This is a genomic window from Paenibacillus pinisoli (genome assembly GCF_003605435.1).
Lineage (GTDB): Bacteria > Bacillota > Bacilli > Paenibacillales > Paenibacillaceae > Pristimantibacillus > Pristimantibacillus pinisoli.
This window is the reverse complement of record NZ_QXQB01000006.1, coordinates 167,298-189,575: the sequence shown is the minus strand read 5'-3', so window position 1 is coordinate 189,575 and position 22,278 is coordinate 167,298. Positions and strand designations below refer to the sequence as shown.

Below are 22,278 nucleotides of genomic sequence, written 5' to 3'. Positions count from 1 at the left end.
TGATTCTTAGCGGCGGCAGAGATCCATTAAGAGACAAAAAAGACTGCCGGCCAAGGACCGACAGTCTTCCTTATCATGATGAGAGCTTAAGCTTGTTGCAAAGCTTCGATCTCAAGCGTAATTTTCACATCGTCGCCAATCATCACGCCGCCTGTCTCCAAAGCCGCGTTGTAAGTCAGACCGTAGTCGCTGCGCTTAATTGCGCCAGTCGCGCTGAAGCCGGCTTTGGTGTTGCCCCAAGGGTCGCGGCTTGTGCCTTCGAACGTCACTTCGAATGTCTCGGAACGCGTAACGCCATGCAGGCTGACGTCCCCAGTAACGCTATATTCGCCTTCGCCTGTTTTCGTAATAGCTGTCGCCTTGAAGGTTAGTGCAGGGAATTGCTCGATGTCGAAGAAATCAGCGGACTTCAGATGCGCGTCGCGGTCGCCGTTGCGCGTATCTACGCTGCTCAGATCGATACTGAAAGAAATTTCTGCGGAAGTCAGGTCGGCCGGATCCGCTACGATGTTCGCTTCGAATGCATGGAATGTGCCTTTCACCTTTGCAATCATCAAGTGTCTTACCGAAAATCCGACTTCGCTGTGCGAAGCATCTACAACCCATTGTGCTTTTGTCATATTAAAAACCTCCATATGTGATTTTATTTACTAACATTTAATAATTAACTAACTTTAGATTATAAAATTATCTTAAAACAAAGACATCTATCTGTCAACTCTTTTTTTGCTCGGCATGTTATATAAAAAAGCTGCCCTGTACGCCGTGAGGCGGCAATGGCAGCTCCGATTCTATTTGCAAAGAATAAATATTATTCCGCTTCTTCTTGGGATACTTCTTCTGCTTCCGCCTCGGCTTCTTCTGCCGATGCAGCCGCCTCTTCCACTTCTTCCTCCAGCTCCGCTTCCACCGCTTCTGCGGCTTCCGCTTCTACTGCTTCTTCGGCCTCAGCCTCCTCTGCCGCTTCTTCCGCAGCAGGAGCATCCTCGGAAATCAATTCTACGACTTCTTCGGCGCCCTCTTGAACAATTTCTTGTTCTTGGCTCATATCTCTCACCTCCCTATCAATTCATATCTTCATTTTAGCGCTTTCATAGGTACTGGGATAGAGGTGTAAAATGTCGTTTCATAGGAAGTTTTTCCGCTTTCGCAGGCGGGTTTCGGCGCTTGTGGAACCTCCCCGTCTGAGGTCTAGGTTAAGGATGAGTCTCCCGGAGGTTACACGCAAATCTCTCACGGGATACGATATTAACGTAAAGCAAATGAACGGGAGGGTTACCCTCATGTATAGCGTACTGACCAATATCAGCCAAGCGCTGCTGTTCCTGCTGCTGATATTCGGCTTGATCGCCGCCAATAAGGCATCCAAGCTTATTTTCTCCCCAACAGAGAAGGAATTGCACCGAAGAGCGCGGGGAATGCGCTTCTGGACGATCCTGCCCAGCCTGCTGGCGGCAGGCTCCATCGCAGCGGATGCCATGCTGGCAGCGATCAGCCCGCCTGTCTTCTGGATAGACCGCCTCTTCCTGCGCGCGCCGCTTGCCGTCCTCGCCCTCACCCTGCTCTGGGTGATCGCGTGGCCGAGGCTGCGAATGCTGATCCAGCGCACCCAGAGCCAGAGAGAGATCGCGCCGGATATGCCGCGCAGGAGGCACGCTACAGACAGCGCCCTGGTCGCGCCTTACAAATGGCTGGCGCTTGCCTCCGCCGTGCTCGTCTATTTCGTCCTGTCGCCGCCTATACCGTTCCTGATGGTAGAGATCGCGATCCCGCTTACCGTGATGGTGTTCATTGGCAGCTTGCTATGGATGCATCAGTCCAGCCGCAATGCCGCAGCCGCGGCATCCGATGCCGTTGCCGTTTATCAGCCTTGGCGAAGACGCGCCCGTATCACGGTCGTCACAGCAGCTGCTTGCGCCATCTTAAGCGTACCGGCGCTGCTCGCTATGGACGCAAGCCGCCATCCCGGCAGCATGAGCATGATGGCTGGCAAGCCGGACTATGGAATGATCCGCGGACAAGGCGGCAAGCTGGTCAAGGCGTCAGCGCCTGAGGGCCATGCTCATCATTCGTTGCCGGTTGCCGGTACGGTTCAGACGCCTGACCAGACTTCCGTTCCTGTCACTGCCTTAAGCGGACCGCGGGAAGGGAAGCCTGACCGCTCCTTTACCCTGACCGCCAAGAAGGCAAGCGTTGCGCTCAGCTCAGGTAAGACGGTTGATGCCTGGACGTATAACGGAGAACTGCCCGGGCCGGAAATTCGGGTTCGCGAAGGCGATCTTGTTGAAGTCACCCTGTATAACGAAGATATCGAAGACGGCGCTACGCTGCACTGGCATGGCCTTGATGTGCCGAATGCCGAGGACGGCGTAGCCGGAGCGACTCAGGATGCCGTTATGCCGGGCGGCAGCCACACCTACCGCTTCATAGCGGAGCAAGCCGGAACCTTCTGGTATCATTCCCACCAGCATTCCAAGGAAGCTGTCGAGAAGGGATTGTTCGGCTCCCTGATTGTCGAGCCTGTCGAGAAGGACCGTCTGCCTGATCACGATATCGTCGTATTAACGCATGTCTGGGATGGCGCCGGCACGGCAGTCGGCAGCTTCGACACCTTGAAGCGTATGGAGATTACACCCGGCGAACGCGTGAAGCTCAGACTCATTGGGACTGATAACTGGGTTCGACGCTCTTATACGCTGTCAGGCACGCCATTTCAGGTAACGGCAATCGACGGCGTCGATCTGAACGAGCCGGAGCTGCTGGAGAATACGGATCTGGTCCTGACCACGGGTGGACGCTACGATGTCGAATTCACCATGCCGGAGAGCCCCGTCTATCTCCGTGTCGACGGCAGCCTCGAGAGGGGAATCTTGATGAGCTCCGATGGAGCAGGCGAAGCGCCCAAGCCGCCTCGTCCGACCGCCGTCTTTGACCCGACCCATTACGGCAAGGCAGCGCCGACGCCCTTCGATGCCGGCAGCGACTTCGACCGGGAGTTCACGATGATCCTGGACAATCGCCTCGCTTTTTTCAACGGAGCGCCTGCGTTGTATGATACAATTAATGGAAAGGTATTCCCGAATACGCCTATGTATATGGTCAAGGAAGGCGATCTGGTAAAAACAACGATATCCAATCGCAGCGCCGTCGACCATCCGATGCATCTTCACGGCCATCATATGCTGGTACTCTCCCGCAATGGCAAGCTGGCGACGGGCAGTCCATGGTGGTCCGACACGCTGGACGTTGCGCCCGGAGAAACATACGAAGTCGCCTTCGTGGCGAACAATCCCGGCCTATGGATGGATCACTGCCATAACCTTCAGCATGCTGCTGCAGGAATGACCATGCATCTAATGTACGAAGGGGTCTCTTCTCCCTTCCAGATCGGCACCGATACGCATAATCATCCAGAGTAGGGCAACCGCGCTATGATCGGGCCCGCTTATCCTATATAATCAATTATGAAGAACGGAGTGTTCATCATTATGAAAATCAAAACAATTGGCGGGGTACTCCTGCTGCTGCTCGGCATTATTCTGCTGCTGAATCAAGGCGAGACCTTCGGTCCCGGCAAAATCTTCGCTTACTTCTGGCCATCCCTGTTCGTCATTCCGCTCGGTTTGTTTTTCCATTGGCTGTATTTCAGCGTGACGGAACGCCGTGCATCGGGGCTGCTTATTCCAGGGGGCGTTCTCCTTACTGCCGGTTTTGTATGCCAAGTCGCTATGCTGTTTGGCAACTGGGAGTATATGTGGCCGGGCTTCATCCTGGCGCCGGCTGTCGGCTTGTTCGAGTTCTACTGGTTCGGCTACCGCAACAAGTGGCTGCTTATCCCGATTAATATTTTGACCGTGCTGTCGCTGCTATTCTTTGTCGTCTTCTCTTTCGGCTCGCTCTTCGACTTGCTGCTCACGAAGCAGCCGTACTTCGCCATTCTGCTTATCATTGGCGGAGCTGCGATTCTGACGCTGCGCAAGAAATCCGATTAAGAGAAGAGAATCAAGGCGAGTGGCGGCTTACCATTCAAGGAGGATTAACCTACACTATGCTTACCTTTGACCAAAAGCTTGCCATTATCGCGTCCTTTCCTGAGCTTCAGCGGAAGGACGTTTCGCTTGGGCGCGTAAACTTCCATTACGAGGAGAGCGTCCATGAGAAAAAAACCGTCGTCTACCATCTTCACCCGAACGGGAACGGCTTTGTCTATGGCGGTCTGATTGACGGCGTGGAGACTGACGCCAAAGGTCTCGTGAATATTCGCGATTATGGCGAAGAAGAGCTTCAATCGCTCATTGCCCGCTCCATAGCTTCATTATCCGCTGGCGAGGCAAGTGATTCGGGGGCCGTGCAGACGGATGAGGAGACTGGCTACCGCACTTCCCGGGCTGAGTTCTGGCGGGGAGCCGGCGGCACCCGGCTTACGCTGCTGTTCCAGGAAGATCTCTGGTTCGTCTATGCCGGCAAGGAACTGGACATGGCGTTCGAGACATACGAAGAAGCAACGCAGTACTTGGTAGATGAAGGGTTTCGGCGGGAATAGACAGGAATTTGCCTCCCGTTGTCTAATTGTAAGTAGACAACTAGATTTCGGGAGGAACATCCGTGTCCATCAAAGCCAAGCTATCCTTTTCCATCACCGCGATCGTAGCGGCGATTCTGGCGTTAAATATTATGTTTTCCTATATCAGCACCAAGATGGCCCAAGAGGCCGCCCTGGAGCAGCAAATTCAATCGATCGTCGAGCAGCTCGGCGTGACGCTTGAAATTATCGAGACGACTCGCGAGGCAATGGACTCCGAGCTTGGCGAGAAGCTTCGCATGGCCGCAATCGTGGCTAAGGAGAAGCTGGATCCCGATATTAAGCATGTCACTAACGGGCAGCTGGCGTCTTTGAGCGAAGAGCTGGATTTGGATGATATTACGCTATGGCAGCGATTGAACGGCGAAGTCGTCTCCGTCCGCTCCTCCAACCCGGAGGAAATCAATCTGAGCTCCAAGACTTGGGACTATTGGGACAAGGCATTCCACCAGCTCTTCGATCTGAAGGAAGTGTCGGTCGGCCGTGGAGACGCGCTTAAGCATTATTGGTCCGGCCCCATCAATTACGCCGTATCCGATCCTACCCAAATCAACAAATGGGGCTATTATTACGACGGAACGACCAACTATATGATCAACACGATCATTAATACAGACGCTAATTTCTCATTCGATCTGGTCAACGGTACCAACAATGTCATTGCCAAGCTCAAGAGCCAGCAGCCTAGCTTGCTGGAAGTAACCGGATTTGATCCGCAATATTTCGGCTCCGAGCCGATTATCAAGATGAAGAAAGGGATACCCGTCTACAATCTGGACGTTCGGGCTATTCCGTTCGGCCAATATGAATACCGCAATTCCGGAGCCGACACGCATCATATTCATACCGTGCTGGAAAGCGGGAGCATGCTAACCGACAAATATTCGATCAATGGCAAGGAAGTGCTGCGCAGCTTCATACCGATCAACGTCAATCATGAAAAAACGTATGTCATCGGGGTTGCTTTCGACAAAGCAGGGCTTCAAGAGCCGATTCACCGCCAGCTGGTTGCCCATGTGCTGATCTCGCTATGCCTGCTGCTGTCGGCCATGCTCGCGAGCTATTTCATTGCGGGCTATATGCTCCGCTCGCTGAATCTAATCATGAACAAAGTGAATTCCATTGCGGACGGAAACTTCAATGCCAGCATCTCCATCCAGAACAAGGACGAGCTCGGTTTGCTGGCATCGCGCGTCAATTCAATGGGCGTGCGGCTGCTGAACTATACGACGCAGCTGAAGGATACCGCCAGGGAGCTGCAAAGCACGAAGCAGTATTTGGAGTCCTTCGTCAACCACACCTCCGATGCGATTCATGTCATCGATCTGGACGGACATATCATTCAGGTCAATCCGGCATTCGAGACGATCTACGGCTGGAGAAGCGAGGAAGTCTTCGGCCAGTTGCCTCCGAATCTGCCGGATAGCCAGCTGGAGTCGCATGAAGTGCTTATTCAGACGATCCTCGAAGGCGGCTCTGTAACCGACTACGAGACGGTTCGCTTTACGAAGGATGGCGGAGTGATCGACGTATCCATTACGATCTCAGCTATTCGGGACGAGATGGATGAGATTGTCGCGATCGCTACGATATCCCGCAATATTACACAGCGGAAGCAATCGGAAGAGATGATCCGCCGCTCGGAGAAGCTTGCCGTAGTCGGACAGCTCGCCGCCGGGGTCGCGCATGAAGTGCGCAATCCGCTTACGACGCTGCGCGGATTCGTCCAACTGCAGAAGCAGACAGGCTCGCTGTCTGTGTCTCATCTGGACCTGATGCTGTCCGAGCTGGACCAGATCAACATGATCGTAAGCGAGTTCCTGGTGCTTGCGAAGCCGCAGGCGATCCGCCACGATTGCCTGAACATAGGCGATCTGATGCGGGATATCGTCATGCTGATGGATTCAGAGGCCAGGATGAGCAAGGTCAATCTGTCCATACATCAAATTACGGATATACCTGCCATCGGCGGGGTAAGCAGCCAGCTCAAGCAAGTGTTCGTCAATATGATCAAAAACGGCGTCGAAGCGATGCCGGACGGCGGCGAGCTTACCATCGAGATGGCGGCCACCGATGATGGCCGCGAGATTACGATTCGGTTTACCGATCAAGGCATGGGCATTACAGAGGAAGATATGGGGCGCCTCGGCGAGCCGTTCTTTACGCGGAAAGAAGGCGGCAACGGTCTGGGCATCATGATCTGCCAGCAGATTATCCGCAATCATAACGGAAAATTGAAATACCGGAGTCTTGTCGGCGAGGGCACTTGCGTGGAAATTCGTCTCCCCGTGAACAAGGCGGCAGACCGGTAGCGGCGAGCCGCAGTCACCGGCTTGGCTGACGAACACAATAAAGGAGTCTTCACCATGACACAACCCTCTGTTACGAGTACCGAACATACCCGAATTCTCGTTGTGACCGCAGTCGAGGCTGAGCGAGAAGCAGTCCTCCGCGGCCTCTCACAAGCTGATTCCGTCCGCTATGAGGTTGTCGCAGGCGGAGTAGGACCTGCGGCCGTTGCGGCGAGCACAGCCGCGCTGCTGGCGGCTGGCGGGCATCGTTACGAGCTCGTCATCAGCGCCGGAATCGGCGGCGGCTTCCCGGGACGGGCCGACATCGGGGAGCTTGTCCTCGCCGATACGATTGTATCGGCAGATCTGGGGGCGGAGACGCCGGACGGCTTCCTCAGCGTGGACGAGCTCGGCTTCGGCAGCTCGCGAATCGCCGCTCATGCGGGGTGGAATACAAAGCTTAAGAACCAGCTGGACGCGGCCGGGCTTAACAGCACGTTCGCTCCGATTCTGACCGTATCGTCGGCGACGGGAACCGCTGCCACGGCGGCGCTAAGGCAGCGTCTTGTGCCAGGAGCCGCCGCAGAAGGCATGGAAGGCTTCGGCGTCGCGACTGCAGCGGCACAGCTAGGCATTCCTGTGACGGAGCTGCGCGCCATCTCCAATGCGGTTGGACCGCGCGACCGCTCTGCATGGCGCATCGGCGAAGCATTAGGCTCGCTGGAGAAAGCCTTTGCCGCATTCGCAACGATCACGCCTTGATAAAAGCTTGACCATCCATATAAGCATCATGCAATACAGAAGGAGGGATTGCCATGCAACAACAACATCTTCACATCGCCTATTCCCCGTGTCCCAACGACACCTTCATATTCCATGCCTGGGTGAACGGCCTTCTGCCGGATGCGCCCCAGCTTGACGTCACCTACGCGGATATCGATATTACAAATCATCTGGCCGCCCGCCGCGAAGGCCCGGAGGTCATGAAAATATCCTATGCCGCATTGCCATGGGTCCTGTCCGACTATCGGCTGCTGCCTTGCGGGGGCGCGCTGGGAAGGGGCTGCGGACCGCTTGTATTGACACAGGGCGGAAGCGGATCGCTGGATGGCTCTGCACTGGCTGGCAAACGCGTCGCGGTCCCGAGCGAGCGCTCCACCGCTTACCTGCTGTTCCGGCTTTGGGCTGCGCAGCAGGTCCCTGGCGGCGTAGGCGAGATCGTCGTGATGCCGTTCCATGAGATTATGCCGGCCGTACGCGACGGCAAGATCGACGCCGGACTGGTCATCCATGAAGCCCGCTTCACCTACACCAGCTATGGGCTGCATAAGCTTGCCGATCTGGGCAGCTGGTGGGAAGCGGATACGGGCCTGCCGATTCCGCTCGGCGCCATTATTGCTAGACGCTCGCTGGACGCCGAGGCAATTAGCGGATGGATCCGTTCATCGCTCCAGTACGCGTGGAACAACCCTTCCGCCTCCACGGAATATGTCATGGCCCATGCGCAGGAACTGTCGCCAGACGTCGCACAGTCCCATATTGAGCTGTATGTCAATTCCTTCAGCCATGATCTCGGCGAGGACGGCTACGGGGCCATTGAGGCCTTGCTGGGCCGCGCTGCCGAGCTTGGACTTGTACCAGAATTCGATCTTCAGCTGCTTAGAGAATAGTCCGCTTAAAGCAATAAGGTCCCGTCAGCGCAATGCTGACGGGACCTTATTGTCTTCATGCCGGCAGATTAGGAGATACAGATATCCCTGCGACTAGCCGTCTTCCTGATCTCCGCTTTCCACATACTGCTTCAGAGCAGCCAGCTTATTGTCCCAATACAGCTCAAAGTAAGCTAACCATCGCTGCAGCTCCCGCAGCGGCTCCGGCTCCAGCCTGTATCTCGTCTCCCTGCCTACCTTGCGATCCTTGACCAGTCCCGCATCCGCCAGAATGCGCAGATGCTTGGACACCGCAGGACGGCTCATCGGAAAATGTGCGCTGAGGGCATTCACCGGCTGCTCGCCATCGCCCAGCAGATGCAGAAGCTTCCGTCTCGTGGGATCCGCGATCGCTTGGAAGACATCATGCTTAGGCAATGCCTCTCCCATTCTTAATCCTCCATAATCCGCACAAGCTTCTGCACGATTCCCGTCCAGCCGCCGGACATGCGCTCTCTGACTACCGAATGCTTCTCTCCGAAAGCGGTAGCCGTATCCGCATTCCAGCCGCCATGCGTGAGCGTAAATTTGGTGCCTTCCTCCGCTTCCTCCAGCTGGAACGTCACCGTCCAGTCCTTGTCCCACGAAAAGACCAGGCGATGAGGCGGCGCAAGCTCCAGCACCTTGCACGGAGAATTGCCGTAAGGCCCTGCATTTAGCTGAAACTCATGTCCCAGCACAGGCTCAAAGTTGTTCGGCATGAACCAGGCGGCGATTCCTTCCGCTGTTGCGACCGCCTCCCATACCTTGGCAATAGGAGCCTTGATTGTAACTTCCTTGACGACATCAGCCAGTATGCCTTGTTGCTCGTTCGACATGTCATATTCCTCCTAGAATTAATAGACGAAGCGTTCTCAGGGCTAGTCCATATGGAATGGCTAGTCCAACATCGCGTTTTATGCTATAAAACAGGGTTTCGCCAGCTAGTTTTTACAACAGGAAACCAAAAGGTTTCTAATCACGATTATATGTAACCGTTTGGTTTCCTGTCAATAGTCTTTCATTGACGAGCGGCGCGATTGTATGAATAATAGATAAAAAAGCACGATCTGTACGAGTTTTCATAGTCAAAAGGAGGATCACCTATGTCTATCGTTCCACAATTGATGGCATTCAATAAAACATTCGTCGAAGAAAAACAATATGAAGCATACTTAACGGACAAGTTTCCGGAGAAAAAAATCGCCATCCTGACCTGTATGGACACCAGACTCGTTGAGCTTCTTCCCAAAGCGCTTAACCTTCGCAACGGAGACGCCAAGTTCATCAAGAACGCCGGCGCTATCCTGACACAGCCCTTCGGCAGTGCCATGCGGAGCATTCTGGTAGCGGTATACGAGCTTGGCGCGCGCGAGGTTCTCGTCATCGGCCATCATGGCTGCGGCATGACGAATCTGGATACGCAAGGCATGATCGAGAAGTTCAGCCAGCATGGCATCGACCCGCTCGCGATCGAGACGCTGGAGAACTCCGGCATCCGCATGGAGAAGTTCCTGCGCGGCTTCGCCAGCGCGGAAGAAGGCGTCATGCATAGCGTTCGAATGATCCGCAAGCATCCATTGTTCCCTAAAGCTATTCCTGTACATGGCTTCGTCATCCATCCGGAGACAGGCGAGCTGGAGGTCATTGTCGAGGATTTTAGGGAAGAGTAAAGCCGGACTGCACAAGGCTGCCTGCTAACGGCTGACAAGCCGTTTGCAAGGCAGCTTTTTTGAGGCGCGCTTCTCTTTTACAAAAAAACCATTCTAAAAATCAAGAGCCAAAGTATGCATGTATTTGCAATCGCTTTCGCTCTATCATGAGTTTACTCTGGGGCAACCAAGCCTATCTTGGGTTCCGGACTTCGATCATTTATTCGGAAAGGAGGCACGCAGTTGCTAATAAGAAAAGCCGTTGCATCTTATTTGACTTCATTTGCAGTCGTCATCTACATGTCGCTGATTCTTACCGGTGTAGAGGCAAATGCAACCTTTCCCCGCTTCGATCAATTTATGACCTGGACGACTTTTATCAGCTTATATGTGTTTCCGATCGTCTTTATATTTGGTTCGCTGGTTTCTATGGCGCTCGAGTTCGTCGTGAACCGGCGAGTGCACAGCCGCACGCTGGAGCTTGCGCTCCCCATTGCCGGCCATTTGCTGTTCGGCGCTTTGTTCAGCATCCCGTTCCGCTCGGCCAGCTTTACCTGGCTCTGTCTTGCTGCTGCAGTCTTTTATTGGCTGGCAGACTTTCTGTTCTCCCGCATTGCAGAGAAGGGATGGCGGAAGAACGGCATCCTGTTCTCCATTGCTATGCCGCTTGTATTCATTGCCGGAGTGGGCCTCCTGTCGCTGACGAATGATAAAACTCCTGAGCAGCAGCCCTTCACGAAAGAAGCCGCTGTAAGGACAGCTACGTCCGGAACAAGCGGCACCGAGCTGGAAGTGTTTCCGAAGCAGGTGGGCTCTACGCAGTTGGAGCTTAACGGCTATAAGGTCACCCGGGAGACAGCCGTGACCCGTACCGGCGATGAGCAATATGAAGTCATCTTCCGCGAGCATTGGACCAAGGACGAGGAGGAAGGCACACGCTCTATGACTTATAGCGTATCGAGGAGCGGCATGACCTTAAAGACGAATGAAGGCAGCCTGCCGCCTTATCAGACCGAGCAGGAATAATCTCCTATACGATCCATCTGGAACAAACAAAGAACCTTCGGCGCGCCGAAGGTTCTTTGTTCATTATGGCAAAGCCAGCTTGCCCATCACGGTCGGGCTCGCCGCCCCGGTCGCAGCCGGCACATTGTTCGGCTCTCCGCGCAGGAAGCTATGTCCGAGCAAGGCGAAGATAACAGCCTCCTTGGCGTCGTCAGCAAGCCCCAGAGCGCCGGCATTCATAATGCGCTGCTCAGGCAGCAGCCGGGCCAGCGCGGCCATTAGCGTGCGATTATGAGCGCCTCCGCCGCTGACAATGACCTCGTCGATCCGGCAGCGCGGCATGACGAGCTCCTTGCAAGCATCTGCGATGGTATGCGCAGTGAATGCCGTAGCCGTCGCCACAATGTCCGCCGCGTGCAGGCCGCGCTCCCCTGCTCTGCGCAGGAAGGCTTCCGTATAAGCGGCGCCGAACAACTCCCGTCCCGTCGACTTCGGAGATGGCTGACGGAAGTACGGATGCGACATGAGCTCGGCAAGCAGCTCTTCATCCGGCGTGCCGAGCGCTGCCCATGCGCCGCCCTCATCATAGCTCAGGCGTCCGTCAGTGAGCGTCAGCACCGTCTGGTCAATAATCATATTGCCAGGTCCGGTATCGAAAGCGAATACGTCCTCCGGCCCTGCGCCCGGAGGCAGGGCTGTGCAGTTGCCGATGCCCCCGATATTTTGAAGCAGCCTGCCCTTGTCCGGGTCTCCGAACAGAATCAGATCGCCATAAGGAACAAGGGGGGCGCCTTGGCCGCCCGCTGCCATGTCGGCAGGACGGAAGTCGCCTGCTGTCAGCCATCCCGTCCGCTTCGCAATGACCGACAAGTCGCCGATCTGCAGGGTCGAGCGGCGCAGGTATCGATCTTGCTCCGTCTCCTCCGGCATATGCCAGATGGTCTGTCCATGCGAGCTGACGAAGTCGATCTGCTCTTGCGCCAGCCCAGCCTCGCGTGCCGCTTCGATCGCCGCTTCCGCGAATACTTCGCCCATGTAGACGTTCATGCCGCATATGCGCATGACATTAGACGTTGCAGGATCGCATAACTCTTTGATCCGCGCACGCAATTCGTCGTCATAGGGCTTCGTATAATAATGCAGTAGATGAACCTTGGATTGCAGTCCGCTTCCTTCTATCTTGACTACAGCGGCATCCACTCCGTCCAGCGATGTGCCGGACATGAGTCCAATACCGATTACCGACGATTTCCCCGCCAATCCTGCCAGCATGCTCTGCCACGCTCCCCCATCTTCATTGTCAGGCACTCGCCTTCGGCGCCATAGCTGCCTGAAGGCCAGTGCCTGCCGTCTTATACAGCAAGAGGCCGACAGATCGTTCTGCCGGCCTCTCTGCCCTCACGCTTCCGCCAGCTGCCGCTGATAGACGCTTAATCCTCTCCAGCGGCTGCGGCATATGCCGCCTAGCCGTTCTTCAGCTTCTCCAGCGCAAGCAAGACCGCTCCATACGATGCGTCCCGCTTCGGCTCGATGCAGCTCAGCTTCGGCTGCAGGCGGCCCATTGCCTCGATGAACATCTCTCTCACATGACGATTGCGCGTCAGTACGCTGCCGAGCAGCGCCAGCTCCCCGTCTTGCAGACCAAGACGCTGGGTGACGGCATATGCCGTCTCGGCAAGCGCTTCTGCATTCTTCTGCGCGATGCGCAAAGCCGCGCGGTCCCCGCTTTCACAGGCAGCGGATAGCAGCGGAGCAATAGCGGCGATCTCTTTCTTATTCCGGTTTTTATCATAGACGAAGCCTACGATCTCGCGCACCGAGCCAATGCCCAGACGCTCGTACACCAGATCCCTGATGACAGTCGCCTCCTCGCGCCCATCGGACGCACGGACAACCGCTGACAGCAGATCGCGGCCTATGCTGTATCCGCTGCCTTCATCATCAATGAGATGGCCGAAACCGCCGGCCCGATGCGTATCGCCGCTTCCATTGCGGCCGTAAGCGATGGACCCGGTGCCTGCAATCAGAATGGAGCCGTATAAGCCGTCATGCGCCCCGCATAGCGCGGTCTCGTGGTCGCCGACCAGCACCAGCTCGCCTTCAAAGCCGCCCTCGCGCAGACCTGAGGTCATCAGGCCGCTAACGACGGGATTGCTAATGCCCGCTGCGCCTAGACAGATGACTGCGCAAGCGCCGAGGCCGCCTGGCAAAACGCGGCCAATCTCCACGCAAATCTCGGCAAGAGCCGCTCTTACACTGGCTTCGTCCTGGCCGTTAATATTCAAGGCGCCAACGGCAAATTCGTGTACGACCGATCCGTTCTCATCCGCGATCGTCACCGCCGTCTTCGTGCCGCCGCCATCCAGTCCCGCAACGTATCTCATGTTCCAATCACTCCGGCTTCGTTGTCATTAATATAAATGGAATTGCGCCTTGCGCGCTTCGAAGCTGCGGCTTTCCTCTCGGAACCGCTCCAGCAGCGCAGGTACGTCGGCCGACTCCGCCCGGTATACATCATCTCCGCATAGCAGGTCGATGAACGGCCTGCCGTTCTCCCTTACGGGCGGCAGGAACGCAAATTCCGGGAACAGCTTCTTCACCGTGAAGAGCAGCTCAACGCCCAGCTCCACCGGTCTAAGCGCGCGCTCATCGAGCACATGCGCGTATACCCCTCTGCAAAGCTCGCCCTCATGCTTCGAGAAGGTCGGCTTGAAGTAGGAGGGACGGAAGTAGACCCCCGGCAATCCTTTTGCATTCATTTCCTTCGCAAGCAGCTCCGCATCTACGAACGGCGCGCCAATCAGCTCGAACGGGGCTGTCGTGCCGCGTCCCTCCGACAGATTCGTGCCTTCGAAGAGGCAAGTGCCCGGATAGAGCAATGCCGTATCGAAGCGCGGGATGCCCATGGAAGGAGGAATCCAGGCGCGGCCCGTCCCCGAAAACGTCATCGTCCGGTCCCATCCCTCGCATGGCACGACATACAGCTCAGCGCCCAGATTGGTCTCGCTGCTCACCATCGTCGCAACCTCTCCGGCCGTCAGTCCATACCGTACAGCAAGCGGATAGTTGCCTACGAACGACGTGAAGCCTTCCTTAAGCACATTGCCTTCTACCGTTACGCCGTCAAGCGGATTCATCCGGTCCAATACTACGAAAGGCTTCCCGGCCTTTGCGCAGTCTTCCATTGCGTACAGCATCGTATAGATAAAAGTATAATAGCGGGCTCCCACATCCTGAATATCATAGACGACCATATCGACGGCGTCCAGCATCTCCGGCGTCAAGCGTTTGGAGTCCTTGCGGTACAAGCTGTATACGGGGACGCCCGTCGCAGGATCGATATACGTATCGACCAGCGCGCCCGCGGCCAGATCGCCGCGAACGCCGTGCTCGGGAGAGAACATAGCCGCCAGATTGAACTTCTCATGCAGGATATCAATCGTCGAACGGAACTCCGCATTCAGTCCTGTCGGCGCTGTAATGAGACCCAGCCTTTTGCCGCGGAACAGATCGGCATAGGCATCGATATTGTCAATTCCGTTGCGTATCATAAGCTTCTCCTCCTGAACTCAGGACTACAGCTCGGATTGACGCAAGCGCATCGTCTCGGCTGGAATCATGAACGTCTCCGCATATTCCTTCCGGGCTTCCAGACCCCTTACGCGGGCAAGAGATTTGTAATAATCCATATAGTTGAACGACTTGCTGCCTGTCACGAACCAGTGCGTAGACAGCGCTTTGATCCACAGGTCGAATGCTTCCTGGTTGAAGTCTACGTATACATAAGGCACGTAGTCGACCGCATCCTCCCAGTTCTCGCCATAATACAGCTTGGCTGCAAAATGCGGCGGATGCTCGCGCTCCATCGCTCGCAGGCCGGCGAAGAACCGTGCATCGTTGACGATACGGTGTGTCGTAGCATGGTCCTTGTGCATGCTGTTGCAATGATGGGTGATGATGATGTTCGGCTTCACCTCGCGAATGACATCGCAGACGCGCAGGCGAATCTCTTGATCATCCGGAACCTCGCCGTCCGGAATCTCGAATACGCGAGCCTCTCCGCCCAGCATACCCGCAAAGGTATGCGCTTCGCGAATCTTCTGCTCACGGTATTCATTCACGTCCTGCCAATCAGGAACGCCGCGCTCGCCCGCAGTCAGAGCCAGCGTCGCAATCTTGTCGCCTTTCAGATAATGGCTTGCAAGCACGCCTCCGGCTACCAGCTCTACGTCACCTACATGGGCGCCAATGCCCAGAATCGTAATCGGTTGTCTCTCACTCATGGTTATACAAGCTCCTTCCTCATGATAGCGAATGTTTTCACCGTCTGAAATCCGGCTTTCTCATAGATGCGAATGGCAGGATTGTTGCTGCCTGTATACAAGGACATATAGTCCGTACCGATATTTTGGAAAGCCTCGCATAAGCGGAAGAACAGGCTAGAGCCCAGTCCGTGGCCTTCATGCTCCGGCATAACCCCAATCCCGGCGAAATAGCCGCGACCGTTAGGCTGCCTGATGACCGGACCGGCGAAGCCGACCGTCTTTCCTTCATGCGCTGCAATGACGACTGGCGTGCCCGACTCGGCGCTGCCGCCAATCTCCCTCTTCCACAGCGGATTGCCCAGCGTATCCAGCATCTCGGCGATGCCGGAATGCTTGGCCGTATCCAGCAGTTCAACCGTGTAACCGTCTGCCGCAGCCTTCTCTTCCTTCGCCAGTATGCTCTCCGGCACCTCGAAGGCTCCAAGCTTCAGATACATCGCGCATTGCGTAGCGCGCTCCGCGTAGCCCTCCTGCAGCAGAAATTGGTGCAGGCCGCTTCCGACTGGCACGCCAGGCGCATTATTGTGCTCATGGCGGTCTGTATCCGGGATGTACCAAGGCAGCTGCATCGGGTTAAAGAACAGAACCTCCGCCTGCTTCTTGCCAAGCTCTAGGAACCGCTGCTCCATAGCGTTCAGCAATGCGGCATATCGAGCCTGCTTCTCAGAATCGGAATCGAGCACGATGCAGGTGATATATCCGGCCACATCGCCCAGCGGAAGCTCGTCTCCCGCACAGCCGCAGGCGAAGCCCGTTACCCGGCCTTCCTCCAGCCATACGAACGTGCAAGCCGGATCGAAGTTGGCATGATCCGTGAAGATCCGGGAGAAATCCTCTTCCGTCATCTCCTTGTAGCTGTCCTTAACGGCTTCCCTATTCCACAAACCGATCACTTCCGAGCGGTATCGCTCATTCCAAGTTGCAATCATGCTGTCCCTCCTCTTCCATGAACCGCTCCTAATACCAAGGCTGCGGCAGGAGCCGCAGCCTTGTAAGCGCAAATGTTAACCTTTGACCGCGCCGACTGTTACACCCTCCAGGAAGTAACGCTGCAGGCTGAAGAACAGAATGAACATCGGAACCGCCGAAATCGTCGCGCCCGCCATCATCGGAGCAAAGAATGTCGTGTTGGCGAAACGGAAGTTTTTCAGGCCGACTTGGATCGTCTGCATATCCATCGTGTTCGTTACCAGGAACGGCCAGAAGAACGTGTTCCAATTTTCCATGAACGTCAGGATAGCCATAACGGCCATAACGGTTTTGGACAAAGGCATAATGATTTTGGTCAAAATTCTGAACTGGCTTGCGCCTTCTACCTTGGCGCTCTCCAGCACTTCCTTCGGAATGGAGCTCATGAACTGCTTCGCCAGGAAGATATTGTAGACCGTAACAAGAGAAGGCATAATGAGTGCCTGGTACGTATTCTGAATCTCGAATATGTTCACGATCAGAATGTAGAGCGGTACTTGCGTAACCTGATAAGGAATCATCATTGCCGCCAGCAATACAGCGAACAGCACGTTGCGGCCTTTGAAGTTGATCTTCGCGAACGCATAACCCGCCATTGTGGCGAAGACGACATTCGAGACCATAACGACCGTAGCTACGATCAAGGAGTTCAATAACCAGCGGTACGAGTATTCACTGAAATTGAAGAAGAACTTATACGATTCGAACGAGAACTTGCCCGGCCAGATTGAATAGCTGATCGCTCCGGCTTCTACGGGGTCCCCGAAGGAGGACATTACCATGAAATAGATTGGGAACAAAGTTGCTAACGCGAACAGCAGAAGGAGGACAACAATAATCGTGTTGCGTGTGTATCTGGCTGCGCGATTTCCCAAGTGGTTGTTAAACAGGGCCAATTCGGGTCCCTCCTTCTACTAGTATTCCACGTCTTTGCCCAGGAACTTGAACTGGATAAACGCGATGATGCCGATAATCAAGGCAAGGATAAGCGATTGAGCCGCTGCTTTGCCGAATTCGAAATATTTGAACGCCGTATCAAAGATAAGCAAGCCCACCATTGTTGTGGAATGGTCCGGTCCGCCGCCTGTCATCAGGTACGCATTCTGGAATACCTGGAAGGAGCCGATAACGCCGGTTACGAGCAAGAACAAAGTGGTTGGCTTCAGGCATGGAATAACGATATGCCACATCTTCTGCCAGAACGTTGCGCCATCAATCTCAGCCGCTTCATAGTAGCTTTCGTCAATGCCAAGCAGCGCGGCTACATAGATGATGATGCTCGTTCCGTGGCTGGACAGCCAGGACATCAGGACGAGAGAGAACATGGACGTGGAGCTTGAGCCCAGCCAGTTCTGATTCTCGATGCCGACAAGTCCGATCAGCTGGTTGAGTATGCCGCCCGGCATCGGATCGTAGATCCACAGCCATACAACGGACAAGGCAACGCCAGATGCAACAGCAGGCAAGTAATAGATCGCCTTGAACGTTGTCTGTGCCCATTTCTTAAGCGGCATAATCATAATGGCAACACCGAAGGAGAGAATCAGCGCAACCGGAACCGTCAGTACCGTATAGACTAGCGTGTTCCACAAAGCTTTGCCGAAGAGCTCGCTCTTGAAGATACTCGCGTAATTGTCAAATCCAATGAAGCTTGAGCCTAATGGACGGTATTCCTGAAAACTGATAAGTAGTGCACTTATAACGGGATACGCTGTGAATAGCGCATATACGACGAGCGCTACTGCAATAAAACCATACGCCCATACGCTATCGCCCTTATTAAGACGATTCTTGATGCTTGATGCTCGAGCCATCATTCAGGACTCCTTTCACTACCGCTAACTTCGCCAAAAACATAATTCGGATAGCCCCCCCGATCAGGGGGCGGCTATCCGAGCGTTAATCTTGCCGAATGGATCGGCGATCAAAACCTCCGCTCAAACGCGGTCGCTCACCCTTAGGTTACATACGATGGGATTGCCTGAACGGAATTACTCTTGTACAACACCATCTGCGCCAAAGGTATCGATTGCAGCTTTCTTAACTGCTTCATACATATCTTCTGGCGAAATCTCGCCAGCCAGCAATGCTTGCAGCTTAGGAATAACAACTTCGTTTTCTACTTTGATTGCTTTCGCGCCCAGTTCTACAGGGATGTCAGGACGAGCCGGTGCAGCATGCTCCAGCATTTTCTCAACAGCCGCTACGTTGTCAGGGTTGCGAGTGGATTCCATTGTTTTTGCGATTTCACGTGCGCTGTTAGTAATATGCGCTGCGAACAGGTCTGCGTTAGTTGTAGCTGCTACTTGGCCGCTTGCCAGGAAGTAAGCTGCTTTTACTACGTTAGCTTTGTGCTCGTCAGTTGGCTCTTTCTTGCCGCGGAATGCGACATAGCCGTCAACAACAGCATGGGATACCGCTTCTTGACCTGCGAAGGAAGGCACCGGCAATACGATGTAATCTACTGCGATGCTGTCCGCAACAGCGCTTCCATCATTTGCTTCGATTTTCTTGTTGTTTTGGTTAGCAGAGTTCTCGAATACCGCCAGGCCTTTGCCTGTGATCATCGTCTGGCCAGTCAGGAACATGTTCCAGCGCTTGCCTGCGTCAACGGAGCTCAGCTCTTTCGGCATGGAGCCGTCGTCGATCATTTGACGGATCGCTTTCAGCACTTCCAGATAGTTTTTGCTTGTATAAGCATACTTATGATCTTGTGTGAATGGCGAAGGCATGCCTGCATTTTTCACCAAAATGCTCAGGTAGTCTTTGGAAGCTACGCCAGCTGTTGCGAATACGAAACCGTAGCGCGTTTTGCCGTTTTCCGTTACAACGCCGGCTTTGATCGCTTCGCGGAACTCTTCATAAGTCCAGCCTTGCTCTTGCACTTTCTTCCAGTCGATGCCAGCTTGCTCAAGCATTTGCTTGTTGCCGCCAATCGCATGAACTTCCATGTAAGCCGGCATGCCGTACAGGCCTTCGCCGTTCTTCATGTATTGAAGCGGAGCTTCATCGAAGTCAGCTACCATCTCAGGAGTAACCAGGTCTTTAATATCCATCAGCATGCCCATTTGCGCATACTTGGAGATGCCGTCGGAGCCGATGAAAGCAAGGTCAGGAGGGCTGCCCGCGTTCACTTGAGTATCAAGCTTCTGCGTCATGTCTTCCCAGCTTGCAGGTTCAATTTTCAAAGTCAGGTTAGGATAAAGCTTGTTGAAGTCTTCTTCCATTTTCTTGAAATTCTCTTGATACTTAGGCGATACCGGCGGAAGAAGGGCTGTGATGGTATCTTTTGCAGCCTCGCCCCCCTCGGAACCTGCGGAAGAAGTCGGGCTAGGCGAGTTGCTTGGTCCAGCATTGTTGTTGCTGGATCCGCAAGCGGAAAGTGCGCCTACAGAAAGCATGAGGGCCAAAACAGTTGCAACAAATTTCGTTTTTCTTTTCATTGCTAAGATCCTCCCTTTAATAATTTAATTCTATATACCCACATCCGGCCAAGCAACCTTACATTACTTTAGCGCAAACGCGAATAGCTCTCTTCAGGCTGCCTCCGCAATCAGACAGCACTTTTCGCGCCTCATCGGCTTGAAGCCCGGACTTGATCATCATGATCGCCAGCTTGCAGTCCATATCCGATTTCTGCAAAGTATCCTTGGCCGTGTCGTGGTCAACCCCGGTCGTCGTTCTGATCATGCGCACCGCACGATCGTACAGCTTGTTGTTGCTGGCCTTCATATCGACCATTAAGTTATTGTAAGTCTTGCCCAGCTTCACCATCGTGCCCGTCGTCAGCATGTTCAGTACCAGCTTCTGCGCTGTACCTGCTTTCAGCCTCGTAGAGCCCGCGATAACCTCCGGTCCAACAACCGGCGCAATCGTGATAGAGCTTACTTCGCTCAGCTTCGTATCCTTGTTGTTCACGACGCAAATCGTCGTCGCTCCAATCTCTCCCGCTCTGCGCAGCCCCTCAATTACGAATGCGGCGCTTCCGCTGGCGGAAATTCCGATTACTGCGTCATTCTCGGTCACACCGATACGGTCGATCAATGCCTTGCCTTCATCTCCATCATCTTCGCAGCCTTCCACAGCTACCCGCAGCGCGATGTCACCGCCTGCGATATGACCCTGTACCATTGAGGGATCGGTTCCGAAGGTCGGCGGACATTCTGAAGCGTCAAGCACACCAAGTCGTCCCGATGTTCCCGCGCCGATGTAGAACATGCGGCCGCCGCTTGCCAGCACCCGATGAAGCGCTTCCACCGCAGCTGCAATATGAGGCAGCTCTGCGGCGACCGCTGTAGGCACCGTCGCGTCTTCCTGATTGATAAGCTTCAGCATTTGCTCAGTTGCCAGCTCATCAATCATGGCCGTTTCGGCATTAATCCCCTCCGTCGTTAAGCTTGCAAGATAGTCATTCATAGTGATTCCCCTAACGTGATCATGGCTTAGGTTCGTTTCCGTGTTCCAGCCTCTGTGATCGTTTCATTTCTGTTGTGTTGCTGACTCTATATTAAAACTTTTATTTCATGTCCGTCAATAGATTTTGAAATAAATTTTTATGTTGAAACTTATATTTGGCATTTTATATCACAATTTGTATCCCTTGCACAGTCATTGTCGAAAGCGCCAGAAGGGTCTCTTGCCTGATAGCGGTAGGGGTCTCGTATAGTTTGCCTTTCGTATGAAATAAAAAAACCACCATCCCGAGAGACAGTGGTTGTCATCAACTACCAGTATGCGGCTGAAATTTTATTTTATCTTCTGCGCTTGTTCGCAATAATGCTGCGGCTCTTGGACAGATACTTCTTCACTTGCTGATAATCCGCGCTTGCCACGCCGGCGAACAGCATATCGATAATCGTCAGCATCGCAATGCGCGAGCCCATAGCGCCGCTGCGGATCGAGATTTCTGGCGTAGAGATGCTGAGCAGCGTGTCGGCACGGCTGGAGAGCTCGCTCTTGCCGTACTTGGTGATGGCTACAATATGCGCGCCGTTCTTCTTCGCGATTTCCAGCGAATCCAGAATTTCGATCGTATCCCCTGAATTGGAGATAAAGATCGCCACATCTTCTTTGGTCAGCAGGGAAGCAGCCGTAAGCTGGCTATGGCCGTCCAGGAAGGCATGGCACATCATATTGATGCGCGTGAATTTCTGCTCGGCATCCTGTGCCACAAGGCCGGAAGCGCCAATGCCAAAGAAGATGATGCGCTTGCTGGTCCGCAGCAAATGGACAGCCCGCTCCACAGCAGCCCGGTCGAGCACGCTTAGCGTGTCTTCGATGGAACGCATGTTGTTCCGGCTAATGTTGGAGATGATCGTCGTGAGCTCATCGCCTGGCTGGATATCCGTATATTGGTCGCCCGAGTCCTCATCCATCGATCCCAGCGAAGCAGAGATGCTGACAATAAAGCTGCGGTAGCCATTGTAGCCCATCGTCTTGCAGAAGCGCAGGACGGATGCGTCGCTCGTCTTGCTCGCTTGAGCCAGGCTTTTGATGGAGAGATGAGGAATTTCTTCCTTGTTGGCCAATATATATTCCGCGACCAGCCGTTCGACAGGCGTCAGACTGTCTTTGCGTTCGCGAATTTTGATCAAGACATTATCATTAATCGCCATGTGCCGCTCCTATTCCGTGTCATGTTTTTGCAACTAAATAGTATACGTAATAGCCACAAATTACAAGCACTTTTCGACACAAACGTTTGCATATGACTTTCATTTCTAAAATTTTATTTCAAAACTTTTTAGTCATATTGATTTTTATTGT

Annotated in this window: 23 protein-coding genes; 8 read left to right on the top strand and 15 right to left on the bottom strand. The window is 54.3% G+C overall.

Annotated elements, in window-relative coordinates:
- Positions 1–86: 86 nt before the first annotated feature.
- Positions 87–620: a YceI family protein gene (locus D3P09_RS23725; protein ID WP_120113916.1), complete on the bottom strand. Its 534-nt coding sequence runs from the start codon at positions 618–620 to the stop codon at positions 87–89.
- A gap of 191 nt (positions 621–811) precedes the next feature.
- Complete coding sequence (locus D3P09_RS23720; protein ID WP_120113915.1) at positions 812–1,048, bottom strand: hypothetical protein; 237 nt, start codon at positions 1,046–1,048, stop codon at positions 812–814.
- Positions 1,049–1,283: 235 nt separating this feature from the next.
- Between D3P09_RS23720 and D3P09_RS23715 the strand changes: the two genes are divergently transcribed.
- The 6 genes from D3P09_RS23715 (at position 1,284) to D3P09_RS23690 (ending at position 8,543) form a co-directional block, all read left to right on the top strand.
- A complete protein-coding gene (locus tag D3P09_RS23715) occupies positions 1,284–3,419 on the top strand; it encodes a multicopper oxidase family protein (RefSeq protein WP_120113914.1) in 2,136 nt (711 codons plus the stop codon).
- Between the two features lie 69 nt (positions 3,420–3,488).
- The gene (locus tag D3P09_RS23710) at positions 3,489–3,992 is read left to right on the top strand and encodes a hypothetical protein (RefSeq protein WP_120113913.1); all 504 of its coding nucleotides are present in this window, start codon (positions 3,489–3,491) and stop codon (positions 3,990–3,992) included.
- A gap of 56 nt (positions 3,993–4,048) precedes the next feature.
- On the top strand, positions 4,049–4,543 hold the full coding sequence (locus tag D3P09_RS23705) for a hypothetical protein (protein ID WP_120113912.1): 495 nt from the start codon (positions 4,049–4,051) through the stop codon (positions 4,541–4,543).
- Positions 4,544–4,605: 62 nt separating this feature from the next.
- On the top strand, positions 4,606–6,894 hold the full coding sequence (locus D3P09_RS23700) for a PAS domain S-box protein (RefSeq protein ID WP_243644431.1): 2,289 nt from the start codon (positions 4,606–4,608) through the stop codon (positions 6,892–6,894).
- A 54-nt stretch (positions 6,895–6,948) separates the two neighbouring features.
- Entirely contained in the window at positions 6,949–7,635 is a 687-nt protein-coding gene (locus tag D3P09_RS23695; protein ID WP_120113911.1) for a futalosine hydrolase, read from the top strand.
- Between the two features lie 53 nt (positions 7,636–7,688).
- Positions 7,689–8,543 carry a 1,4-dihydroxy-6-naphtoate synthase gene (locus D3P09_RS23690; RefSeq protein WP_120113910.1) on the top strand — a complete coding sequence of 285 codons (855 nt, stop codon included), beginning with the start codon at positions 7,689–7,691 and terminating at the stop codon, positions 8,541–8,543.
- A 93-nt stretch (positions 8,544–8,636) separates the two neighbouring features.
- On the opposite strand, the gene D3P09_RS23685 is transcribed toward D3P09_RS23690, so the two are convergent.
- Together D3P09_RS23685 and D3P09_RS23680 are read right to left on the bottom strand one after the other, a co-directional pair.
- The gene (locus tag D3P09_RS23685) at positions 8,637–8,972 is read right to left on the bottom strand and encodes an ArsR/SmtB family transcription factor (RefSeq protein WP_120113909.1); all 336 of its coding nucleotides are present in this window, start codon (positions 8,970–8,972) and stop codon (positions 8,637–8,639) included.
- Between the two features lie 2 nt (positions 8,973–8,974).
- A complete protein-coding gene (locus tag D3P09_RS23680; protein WP_120113908.1) occupies positions 8,975–9,400 on the bottom strand; it encodes an SRPBCC family protein in 426 nt (141 codons plus the stop codon).
- A gap of 267 nt (positions 9,401–9,667) precedes the next feature.
- On the opposite strand from D3P09_RS23680, the gene D3P09_RS23675 reads away from it, so the two are divergent.
- Both D3P09_RS23675 and D3P09_RS23670 read left to right on the top strand, forming a co-directional pair.
- Positions 9,668–10,234 carry a beta-class carbonic anhydrase gene (locus tag D3P09_RS23675; protein ID WP_120113907.1) on the top strand — a complete coding sequence of 189 codons (567 nt, stop codon included), beginning with the start codon at positions 9,668–9,670 and terminating at the stop codon, positions 10,232–10,234.
- Between the two features lie 222 nt (positions 10,235–10,456).
- Positions 10,457–11,239 (top strand): hypothetical protein, encoded by a 783-nt coding sequence (locus D3P09_RS23670; protein WP_120113906.1) that lies wholly within the window; start codon positions 10,457–10,459, stop codon positions 11,237–11,239.
- A 63-nt stretch (positions 11,240–11,302) separates the two neighbouring features.
- Here the strand turns inward: D3P09_RS23670 and D3P09_RS23665 are convergent, their stop codons facing one another.
- The 11 genes from D3P09_RS23665 to D3P09_RS23620 form a co-directional block, all read right to left on the bottom strand.
- A complete protein-coding gene (locus D3P09_RS23665; protein WP_120113905.1) occupies positions 11,303–12,490 on the bottom strand; it encodes an anhydro-N-acetylmuramic acid kinase in 1,188 nt (395 codons plus the stop codon).
- 28 nt (positions 12,491–12,518) lie between these two features.
- Positions 12,519–12,674, bottom strand: a complete 156-nt coding sequence (locus D3P09_RS27845) for a hypothetical protein (protein WP_165867564.1) — start codon at positions 12,672–12,674, stop codon at positions 12,519–12,521.
- Positions 12,675–12,681: 7 nt separating this feature from the next.
- A complete protein-coding gene (locus tag D3P09_RS23660; RefSeq protein WP_120113904.1) occupies positions 12,682–13,602 on the bottom strand; it encodes an N-acetylglucosamine kinase in 921 nt (306 codons plus the stop codon).
- Positions 13,603–13,629: 27 nt separating this feature from the next.
- Positions 13,630–14,769: an exo-beta-N-acetylmuramidase NamZ family protein gene (locus D3P09_RS23655; RefSeq protein ID WP_120113903.1), complete on the bottom strand. Its 1,140-nt coding sequence runs from the start codon at positions 14,767–14,769 to the stop codon at positions 13,630–13,632.
- A 24-nt stretch (positions 14,770–14,793) separates the two neighbouring features.
- Positions 14,794–15,501, bottom strand: coding sequence for a PIG-L deacetylase family protein (locus D3P09_RS23650; protein ID WP_120113902.1), 708 nt, complete (start codon positions 15,499–15,501; stop codon positions 14,794–14,796).
- A 2-nt stretch (positions 15,502–15,503) separates the two neighbouring features.
- A complete protein-coding gene (locus tag D3P09_RS23645) occupies positions 15,504–16,472 on the bottom strand; it encodes a GNAT family N-acetyltransferase (RefSeq protein ID WP_120113901.1) in 969 nt (322 codons plus the stop codon).
- Positions 16,473–16,547: 75 nt separating this feature from the next.
- Positions 16,548–17,408 (bottom strand): carbohydrate ABC transporter permease, encoded by an 861-nt coding sequence (locus D3P09_RS23640; protein ID WP_120113900.1) that lies wholly within the window; start codon positions 17,406–17,408, stop codon positions 16,548–16,550.
- Positions 17,409–17,426: 18 nt separating this feature from the next.
- Positions 17,427–18,326, bottom strand: a complete 900-nt coding sequence (locus tag D3P09_RS23635) for a carbohydrate ABC transporter permease (protein ID WP_120113899.1) — start codon at positions 18,324–18,326, stop codon at positions 17,427–17,429.
- A 177-nt stretch (positions 18,327–18,503) separates the two neighbouring features.
- Positions 18,504–19,955 carry an ABC transporter substrate-binding protein gene (locus D3P09_RS23630; RefSeq protein ID WP_120113898.1) on the bottom strand — a complete coding sequence of 484 codons (1,452 nt, stop codon included), beginning with the start codon at positions 19,953–19,955 and terminating at the stop codon, positions 18,504–18,506.
- 58 nt (positions 19,956–20,013) lie between these two features.
- The gene (gene murQ, locus D3P09_RS23625) at positions 20,014–20,928 is read right to left on the bottom strand and encodes an N-acetylmuramic acid 6-phosphate etherase (protein WP_120113897.1); all 915 of its coding nucleotides are present in this window, start codon (positions 20,926–20,928) and stop codon (positions 20,014–20,016) included.
- A 335-nt stretch (positions 20,929–21,263) separates the two neighbouring features.
- Entirely contained in the window at positions 21,264–22,127 is an 864-nt protein-coding gene (locus D3P09_RS23620; protein ID WP_120113896.1) for a MurR/RpiR family transcriptional regulator, read from the bottom strand.
- Between the last annotated feature and the right edge of the window lie 151 nt (positions 22,128–22,278).

What these genes read in the sequence shown, in the direction of transcription:
- D3P09_RS23725 (WP_120113916.1), bottom strand. Translation starts at nt 620, where the DNA reads ATGACAAAAGCACAATGGGTTGTAGATGCTTCGCACAGCGAAGTCGGA.
- D3P09_RS23720 (WP_120113915.1), bottom strand. Translation starts at nt 1,048, where the DNA reads ATGAGCCAAGAACAAGAAATTGTTCAAGAGGGCGCCGAAGAAGTCGTA.
- D3P09_RS23715 (WP_120113914.1), top strand. Translation starts at nt 1,284, where the DNA reads ATGTATAGCGTACTGACCAATATCAGCCAAGCGCTGCTGTTCCTGCTG.
- D3P09_RS23710 (WP_120113913.1), top strand. Translation starts at nt 3,489, where the DNA reads ATGAAAATCAAAACAATTGGCGGGGTACTCCTGCTGCTGCTCGGCATT.
- D3P09_RS23705 (WP_120113912.1), top strand. Translation starts at nt 4,049, where the DNA reads ATGCTTACCTTTGACCAAAAGCTTGCCATTATCGCGTCCTTTCCTGAG.
- D3P09_RS23695 (WP_120113911.1), top strand. Translation starts at nt 6,949, where the DNA reads ATGACACAACCCTCTGTTACGAGTACCGAACATACCCGAATTCTCGTT.
- D3P09_RS23690 (WP_120113910.1), top strand. Translation starts at nt 7,689, where the DNA reads ATGCAACAACAACATCTTCACATCGCCTATTCCCCGTGTCCCAACGAC.
- D3P09_RS23685 (WP_120113909.1), bottom strand. Translation starts at nt 8,972, where the DNA reads ATGGGAGAGGCATTGCCTAAGCATGATGTCTTCCAAGCGATCGCGGAT.
- D3P09_RS23680 (WP_120113908.1), bottom strand. Translation starts at nt 9,400, where the DNA reads ATGTCGAACGAGCAACAAGGCATACTGGCTGATGTCGTCAAGGAAGTT.
- D3P09_RS23675 (WP_120113907.1), top strand. Translation starts at nt 9,668, where the DNA reads ATGTCTATCGTTCCACAATTGATGGCATTCAATAAAACATTCGTCGAA.
- D3P09_RS23665 (WP_120113905.1), bottom strand. Translation starts at nt 12,490, where the DNA reads ATGCTGGCAGGATTGGCGGGGAAATCGTCGGTAATCGGTATTGGACTC.
- D3P09_RS27845 (WP_165867564.1), bottom strand. Translation starts at nt 12,674, where the DNA reads ATGCCGCAGCCGCTGGAGAGGATTAAGCGTCTATCAGCGGCAGCTGGC.
- D3P09_RS23660 (WP_120113904.1), bottom strand. Translation starts at nt 13,602, where the DNA reads ATGAGATACGTTGCGGGACTGGATGGCGGCGGCACGAAGACGGCGGTG.
- D3P09_RS23655 (WP_120113903.1), bottom strand. Translation starts at nt 14,769, where the DNA reads ATGATACGCAACGGAATTGACAATATCGATGCCTATGCCGATCTGTTC.
- D3P09_RS23650 (WP_120113902.1), bottom strand. Translation starts at nt 15,501, where the DNA reads ATGAGTGAGAGACAACCGATTACGATTCTGGGCATTGGCGCCCATGTA.
- D3P09_RS23645 (WP_120113901.1), bottom strand. Translation starts at nt 16,472, where the DNA reads ATGATTGCAACTTGGAATGAGCGATACCGCTCGGAAGTGATCGGTTTG.
- D3P09_RS23635 (WP_120113899.1), bottom strand. Translation starts at nt 18,326, where the DNA reads ATGGCTCGAGCATCAAGCATCAAGAATCGTCTTAATAAGGGCGATAGC.
- D3P09_RS23630 (WP_120113898.1), bottom strand. Translation starts at nt 19,955, where the DNA reads ATGAAAAGAAAAACGAAATTTGTTGCAACTGTTTTGGCCCTCATGCTT.
- murQ (WP_120113897.1), bottom strand. Translation starts at nt 20,928, where the DNA reads ATGAATGACTATCTTGCAAGCTTAACGACGGAGGGGATTAATGCCGAA.
- D3P09_RS23620 (WP_120113896.1), bottom strand. Translation starts at nt 22,127, where the DNA reads ATGGCGATTAATGATAATGTCTTGATCAAAATTCGCGAACGCAAAGAC.